This window comes from Enterococcus sp. 5B3_DIV0040 (assembly GCF_002140755.1).
GTDB lineage: Bacteria > Bacillota > Bacilli > Lactobacillales > Enterococcaceae > Enterococcus_D > Enterococcus_D casseliflavus.
The window spans coordinates 2,599,338-2,606,074 of record NZ_NGLC01000001.1 but is presented as its reverse complement, the minus strand read 5'-3'; the positions used below and the strand labels follow the sequence as shown (position 1 = coordinate 2,606,074).

Annotated in this window: 8 protein-coding genes; 7 read left to right on the top strand and 1 reads right to left on the bottom strand. The window is 32.3% G+C overall.

The genetic code is table 11. The features are described 5' to 3' along the window. The first annotated feature begins 26 nt into the window (after window positions 1-26). The 7 genes from A5883_RS12110 to A5883_RS12080 all read left to right on the top strand — a co-directional run bounded on the left by A5883_RS12110 (window position 27) and on the right by A5883_RS12080 (window position 6,117). Window positions 27-1,805, top strand: coding sequence for a glycoside hydrolase family 35 protein (locus A5883_RS12110; RefSeq protein WP_086338672.1), 1,779 nt, complete (start codon window positions 27-29; stop codon window positions 1,803-1,805). 3 nt (window positions 1,806-1,808) lie between these two features. Next, window positions 1,809-2,288, top strand: a complete 480-nt coding sequence (locus A5883_RS12105) for a PTS system mannose/fructose/N-acetylgalactosamine-transporter subunit IIB (RefSeq protein ID WP_086338671.1) — start codon at window positions 1,809-1,811, stop codon at window positions 2,286-2,288. Between the two features lie 23 nt (window positions 2,289-2,311). Next, window positions 2,312-2,719, top strand: a complete 408-nt coding sequence (locus A5883_RS12100; RefSeq protein WP_086338670.1) for a PTS sugar transporter subunit IIA — start codon at window positions 2,312-2,314, stop codon at window positions 2,717-2,719. After that, entirely contained in the window at window positions 2,712-3,761 is a 1,050-nt protein-coding gene (locus tag A5883_RS19225; protein WP_176323990.1) for a right-handed parallel beta-helix repeat-containing protein, read from the top strand. The genes A5883_RS12100 and A5883_RS19225 overlap by 8 nt, the downstream gene beginning before the upstream one ends. A 153-nt stretch (window positions 3,762-3,914) precedes the next feature. After that, window positions 3,915-4,481 carry a hypothetical protein gene (locus A5883_RS12090; RefSeq protein ID WP_086338669.1) on the top strand — a complete coding sequence of 189 codons (567 nt, stop codon included), beginning with the start codon at window positions 3,915-3,917 and terminating at the stop codon, window positions 4,479-4,481. Between the two features lie 21 nt (window positions 4,482-4,502). Then, window positions 4,503-5,315 (top strand): PTS mannose/fructose/sorbose/N-acetylgalactosamine transporter subunit IIC, encoded by an 813-nt coding sequence (locus tag A5883_RS12085; protein WP_086338668.1) that lies wholly within the window; start codon window positions 4,503-4,505, stop codon window positions 5,313-5,315. Continuing rightward, the gene (locus tag A5883_RS12080; RefSeq protein WP_369915308.1) at window positions 5,299-6,117 is read left to right on the top strand and encodes a PTS system mannose/fructose/sorbose family transporter subunit IID; all 819 of its coding nucleotides are present in this window, start codon (window positions 5,299-5,301) and stop codon (window positions 6,115-6,117) included. Before A5883_RS12085 ends, A5883_RS12080 begins: the two co-directional genes overlap by 17 nt. A gap of 238 nt (window positions 6,118-6,355) precedes the next feature. Here A5883_RS12080 and A5883_RS12075 read toward each other — a convergent pair whose 3' ends face one another. Then, window positions 6,356-6,592 (bottom strand): hypothetical protein, encoded by a 237-nt coding sequence (locus A5883_RS12075; protein WP_086338667.1) that lies wholly within the window; start codon window positions 6,590-6,592, stop codon window positions 6,356-6,358. Window positions 6,593-6,737 lie beyond the last annotated feature (145 nt).

Sequence of the window (6,737 nt, the reverse complement as noted above, 5' to 3'; positions counted from 1 at the left end):
GTATACTAAGGTGTGAGAGGTAAACTATGAAAGAATTTGAAATAAAAGAAGAATTTTTATTAAATGGAAAAACATTTAGAATACTATCTGGTGCAGTTCACTATTTTCGGGTTCCTCCATGTGATTGGAAGCATTCTTTGTATAATTTAAAAGCACTAGGATTTAATACAGTAGAGACATATGTTCCTTGGAATTTACATGAGCCTCAAAAAGGAGAGTTTCATTTTGAAGGGATATTGGATTTAGAGAGATTTTTGACAATAGCTCAAGACTTAGGATTATATGCTATTGTACGACCATCGCCTTATATCTGTGCTGAATGGGAATTTGGAGGGTTTCCGTCATGGCTACTCCGTGAACATATCCATATCCGCAGGAATGAAACCGCTTATTTAGAACATGTGGCGGATTATTATGATGTCTTGATGAAAAGGATTGTTCCCCATCAACTTAAAAATGGGGGAAATATTTTGATGATTCAAATTGAAAATGAGTATGGATCTTTTGGGGAAGAAAAGGAGTATCTGCGTGCGATAAGAGATTTGATGATTGAGCGAGGAGTGACCGTTCCTTTTTTCACTTCAGATGGACCGTGGCGGGCTACTTTACGAGCGGGAAGCATGATTGAAGATGATATTTTGGTTACTGGTAATTTTGGTTCTAAAGCAAAAGATAACTTTGACTCTATGAAGCAGTTTTTTAAAGAATATGATAAAAATTGGCCATTGATGTGTATGGAATTTTGGGATGGTTGGTTTAATCGTTGGAAAGAACCAATTATTCAACGAGATCCACAGGAACTCGCTGAAGCGGTAAAAGAGGTATTAGAACAAGGAAGCATTAATTTATATATGTTTCATGGAGGAACGAATTTTGGGTTTATGAATGGTTGTTCTGCAAGAGGAGTGATTGATTTACCACAAATTACTTCTTATGATTATGGCGCACCATTAGATGAGCAGGGGAATCCAACAGAAAAATATTATGCATTGCGTAAAATGATTCATGACAATTATCCAGAGATTAAGCAGTTAGATCCTGTCATTAAACCCACGATCGAAAAGAAAAAGATTTCTTTGACGAATAAAGTAAGTCTTTTCGCGACTTTAGATACCATTAGTCAACCGGTTCAATCAAAGTATCCAAAGACAATGGAAGAGTTAGGACAAAATACAGGTTATCTACTTTACCGAACAATGATAGAGAGGGATGCAGAGGAAGAACGATTACGGGTGATTGATGGCAGAGATCGCAGTCAATTATTTTTGAATCAAAAATTACAAGTTACCCAATATCAAACAGAAATAGGTGAAGATATACAAGTTAGTATGGCAGAAGAAATCAATCAAGTGGATATTTTGATTGAAAATATGGGACGTGTCAATTATGGACATAAACTCTTTGCAGAAACGCAAAAAAAAGGAATTAGAACGGGAGTAATGGCAGACTTACATTTTATTACGAATTGGCAACAATATTCATTGCCTTTGGAGAATTGTAAAACTGTGGATTATTCAAAAGGATGGCAACCTCAACACCCAAGTTTTTATCGATATGAATTTCTTTTAGAGGATGTCGGTGATTGTTTTATTGATTTAAGTAAATTTGGTAAAGGAATTGTCTTTGTTAATCAGACCAATATCGGTCGTTTTTGGGAAGTAGGACCAATGCTTTCGCTGTACGTCTCTAGTGGTTTTCTAAAAGTTGGTAAGAATGAAATTGTTATTTTTGAGACAGAAGGCACCTATGAACCAGAAATCAATTTATTAAAAGCGCCATTGTATAAAGAAATGAAAGAGGGATGAATAATGAGTATTATTGGAGTAAGAATTGATGGACGTTTAATTCACGGACAGGTAGCCAATTTATGGACAACCAAATTGAATATTTCTCGAATTATGGTTGTGGATGATGAAGTGGCTCAAAATGATATTGAAAAAAGCGGATTGAAATTGGCTACCCCAGCAGGAGTAAAATTAAGTGTTTTGCCAATTGAAAAAGCTGCTCAAAATATTTTAGCTGGTAAATATGATTCTCAGAGGTTACTGATTATTGCACGTAAACCAGATCGATTATTAAAATTAGTGGAATTAGGTGTTCTGATAGAAGAGATTAATGTAGGGAACATGTCTCAAACTTCTGAGACTAGATCAATTACGAAATCGATTAATGTTGTAGATGATGATATAGATGTTTTCAAGCAATTAAATGAAAAAGGGGTTCATTTGATTGCACAGATGGTACCAAGTGATAAAGCAGATGACTTTATGTCTCTGTTAAATAAATAAAAATATATATAGGAGGAGAAAAGATGGCGGATCATTTAGTCTTAATTAGTCATGGACGATTTTGTGAAGAGTTAAAGAAAAGTGTTGAAATGATCATGGGAACACAAAAAGATATTTATGCTGTAGGGTTATTACCTGAAGAGTCAGCAAATGATTTTCGAGTAAAGTTCGAAAAAACGATTAATGGTTTGAAAAAAGTTACAGTTCTGGCTGATCTAATGGGAGGCACTCCGTGCAATGTTGTTTCTCGATTAATTTTAGAAGGAAAAGAAATAGAACTATATGCAGGAATGAATATGCCAATGGTTATAGGCTTTGTTAATAATCAATTTTTAGGAGAAGATAGTTCTTTGGTAAATAAAGGAATAGAAAATATTATACATGTAAATGAATATTTGGAAGCAAATCCAATAGATTTAGAAGATGAATGAATGTGGGAAAAAATATGAATATAAAAAATTTCAAATATATTTTATTGCAACTTGCTGTTTGATCAGTTTATCTATGTTAACAAAAGTCGCTCATGCTGAAAGTAAACCCATTGGTAATTGTTACTATGTTAGTTCGCAAAGAGGGAGTGACACTAATTCAGGATTATCTAAATCTGAGCCTTTTAAAAGTTTAAACAAAATAAATGAACTTAAATTAAATCCAGGGGATAAAGTTTTATTAGAAAATGGATCGGTTTTTGATGATCAGTATTTACAAATAAAAAATTCAGGAAATATAAAGGCGTGTATTGAAATCAGTAATTATGGTGATAGAGGGAACCTTCCGATTATCAATACTAATGGAAAAGGGGTCTGGTATCAAGATTATGGAAAACCTTTACCAAACTCATGGCATAAATATAAAGGTAATGTGTCTAGCTCTATCTTATTAAAAGATATTGAGTATATAAAGATTAAAAATATAGAGATAACAAATGATCGTGAAAAAAGTCAACCAGATCATTTAGCTTTTAATGATTTAAAAGTAATGGATAGAACCGGGGTTGCAAGTGTTGCTAAAAATAAAGGAACTCTTGAGAATATTGTGTTAGAAAATTTATATATTCATGATGTAGATGGGAATATATACAATAAGCATATGGCTAATGGTGGAATATATTTCATTTCTGAACTTCCGGATAATGAAGAAAAAACAGGTATTCCAAAGTATGACAATATTATCATTAAAGGTAATAGAATTAAAAATGTTAGCCGAACAGGACCAGCAGTTGCATCTTCTGCCTATTTTGATTTATTTCAAAACTCTGCAGAAATAGATCAGGAGTTAATAGACAATTATGGAAATACAAATGTTTTAATTGAAAACAATTATATCGAAGATGCAGGTGGAGACGGTATTGTAACGATGTATTGTAGTTCTCCAATTATTCAAAGAAATGTTTCTAATGGAGCAGGAAGGCAAATGAATACAACAGACTATCCAATTGCCACACAACGTGTTGCAGCAGCAATGTGGCCGTGAAAGTGTAAAAATGCGTTATTCCAATATAATGAAGCATATTGTACAAAAAATGCAGACCAAGGAAATGGTGATGGTCAAGCATGGGATGCAGATTCGGCTGATGGAACTATTTATCAATATAATTATAGTAGTGGAAATTCTGGAGGAACAGTTATGTTCTGTTTAGAAAACGCAGTAAATAGTACATTCAGATTTAATATTAGTCAAAATGATAAAAAAGGTATTTTGAATTTGCCTAATAATCCTGATGCCCATATCTATAATAACATTTTTTATATAGATAAAGGTGTACTTTTTGTACGAAAGGATATGAATACTGGATCAGCTCTGATTGAGAATAATATTATATACAATGCTGGAAAACAACCAGTAAAGGAAGAGTGGAATCCAAATAATCGTATTATCTATAGCAATAATTTATATTATAACTATAGTGATTTGCCGAGTTCAGATAATAATGCTTTGTTAGTAAATAGCCAAGAGTCGAATATATTTGTTTCTCCTGGAAATGGTCCCGTAAAACCTAATTTTAACTATTTAACATATGATCGTTTCAGTCAGAATACAGTATTTGATGGATATAAATTGGAACAATCATCTCTTGCTATTCATAGCGGGAAGAAGGTTGTCGATAAAAATGGCTATAATTTAGGAACTGATTTTTTTGGTAATAAGTTAGATGACATACTAGATATTGGGGCAGTGAAAAGTTCAAAATAATATAAAGGAGTTAGTTTAATCATGAATGATATTTCTTTTTTTCAGATTTTTTCTTTAATATGTTTAGCTATACTAGGAGGAATTGATCCTTATCTGTCAGGATTACAATTAAGTAAACCAGCAATTTCTGGTTTTCTAGCAGGAATTATAATGGGAGATATTAAGACAGGCTTATTGGTAGGAGCAACATTACAACTGATGGTCTTAGGTGTAGGAACATTTGGTGGCTCATCAATTCCTGATTTTGGTACAGGGGCAATTATTGGTACAGCATTGGGGGTTGTTAGTGGTAAAGGTATTGAATTTGCAATAGGTATTTCTGTTCCTGTAGGCTTATTATTAGTTCAATTAGATATTTTAGCTCGTTTTTGTGGGGTTTATTTTTTACATCGTGTGGATAAACATATAGAAGAAGAAAATTTTCATAAGATTAGTTTAGAAGCATGGCTAAGTTTAGTTCCTATTGCATTATCTCGTGCAATACCAGTAGGTTTATGTTTAATTTTTGGTAATGAAGTAGTAAATACAGTATTAAATTATGCACCGGATTGGTTAATGGGAGGATTAAAATTGGCAGGAGCTATATTACCAGTTGTTGGGATTGCCATTTTACTACATTATTTGCCAATTAGGAATTTTTTGGGGTTTTTAATTATTGGGTATATTTTAGCCGCTTATTTAAATATTCCAATGATGGGTATTTCTTTTGCAGGATTGGCAGCTGCTATTATTCACTATAAAAAATTACAAGATAAACGTTTATTAGAATCAAAACTAGCTACTATCAATCATATAGAAGTAGTTAACGGAGAGGTTGATGATGATGAAATCTAATGTTAGTAAATTAAGTAGCAAAGATTTGAGAAAAGTTAGCTTAAGATATATGTTTGGAGCTCAACTAGGTTGGAACTACGAACGAATGATGAATGTGGCATATGTTCGAGCTGTATATCCAGCTTTGAAAAAGTTATACAAAGATGAAAAAGAGTTAAAAAGTGTGTTGCAATCAGAAATGCAATTCTATAATACCAGTCCTTTTTTAAGTGCATTTATTATTGGAATTGATTTAGCATTGCAAGCAGAAGATGGAAGCAAATCGAAAGATGCTGTAGCAGCAATTAAAACGAGTATGATGGGACCTTTTGCAGCTGTAGGTGATTCTTTATTCGGTGCAGTGATTCCAACAATTTTTGGATCTCTAGCAGCTTATATGGGATTAGAAGGGAATCCATTAGGTGTACTACTTTGGTTATTAGTATCTCTCATTATACTCTTTTTAAGATATTTTGAGTTACCAATTGCTTTCCGAGAAGGTAAAAAACTGGTATCCAGTGTAGGTGGACTGTTGAAAGATTTAACTGAATCAGCAACTTTACTTGGTGTAGTAGTATTAGGAGGATTGGTTCCTAGTGTTGTAAAGGTTGGTGTTCCATTCAAATTAGTTATTGGTGATAAGAAACTATCTTTTCAAAAAGAAATGTTAGATCCTATTATGCCAGCTATAGTACCTGTTGTTTTAGTTTTATTGGCGTATTGGTTATTGAGCAAAAAATCTCTCAATTCAACCAAGGTTATTTGGATATTTTTAGTTTTATCAATACTAATGTATTCATTAAATATTTTAGCAGTTTTGTAATAGATGTGGGGGCGTAACTATTTAATTTATATCGGTTCTACAATATTTAGTGTTGGTGGAAAATCTATGGATTTTCTACTTGTCGAAGATCCTTTATATCATGCCCCCTTTTAATTATTTAAAACCTAATTTTTTACTTTTTTTCATATTCTCAGTCAAACTAGCTGTATGAGTATTTTTAGTAAAGTTGTTTTTTTCAAAAATTCAGAAGTCTTATCACCTTGTATACCTAACCAAATCAGTGTCCAGGATTCCTTTTTGACCTTGAAAAAAAGAAAATATCGTGTTCTTTAAGTTCAAAATGTTGAGCTTCTACTTCTAAGAATCTCTTACTAGATAAAACATAATGAAATATCCATTTTTGTTGAACTATATAATTAAAAATAGAAGAATTGGGATGATAAGATTCATATCCGTATTGAGAAAGGGAAATTGGAGCAGAAACTGACTTATTATGATACCCAAAATCCTCCATTATTATCCTCCTCTATAGACCTAATTATGAAGAAAATACCATGTTTTAAGTATAAATTATCATGTTCAAATGGTCAAAAAAATTTATATACTATAATTAGATAGCGCTTTCTAATTATTTTGTTTTGAAGGAGTGAATGTGATGA